Origin of the sequence: Clostridium sp. AF19-22AC (assembly GCF_003479085.1) — a bacterium.
GTDB classification, from domain to species: domain Bacteria; phylum Bacillota; class Clostridia; order Lachnospirales; family Lachnospiraceae; genus Faecalicatena_A; species Faecalicatena_A orotica.
Map to the genome: position 1 here is coordinate 1 of NZ_QUGN01000023.1, position 455 is coordinate 455.

Consider the following 455-nt stretch of genomic DNA (forward strand, 5'->3'; position numbering starts at 1 on the left):
CGAGGGCATAACCAAACAGGGTGATAGGAAGTGGATGGAAAAGATTCTTTGTATGCAGTTTTGAAGGTACACAGCTATAGTTAATATTCCTCGATAGCTCAGTGGTAGAGCATTCGGCTGTTAACCGAAGGGTCGTTGGTTCGAACCCAACTCGGGGAGCTTGTAGACCGTGAGCACTACTTACGGTCTATAAAATTGTTATGAATAATTAATTAAGGCTCCGTGGTCAAGCGGTTAAGACATCGCCCTTTCACGGCGGTAACACGGGTTCGATTCCCGTCGGAGTCATTTAGTTTTGGATATTTGGTGATTTAGTTTCATACGCCGATGTGGCTCAATTGGCAGAGCAGCTGATTTGTAATCAGCAGGTTATCGGTTCGAGTCCGATCATCGGCTTTGTTCCTTTATGGGACATAATACACGTGGACCTTTAGCTCAGTTGGTTAGAGCAATCG

3 tRNA genes are annotated in these 455 nt (G+C 45.3%); all 3 read left to right on the plus strand.

Annotation, left to right across the window (positions count from 1 at the left end):
* The first annotated feature begins 87 nt into the window (after positions 1–87).
* Positions 88–159: transfer RNA gene (locus DWX43_RS20960), tRNA-Asn, on the plus strand.
* 57 nt (positions 160–216) lie between these two features.
* A tRNA-Glu gene (locus DWX43_RS20965) sits at positions 217–288 on the plus strand.
* A 35-nt stretch (positions 289–323) separates the two neighbouring features.
* A tRNA-Thr gene (locus DWX43_RS20970) sits at positions 324–396 on the plus strand.
* Positions 397–455: the final 59 nt, after the last annotated feature.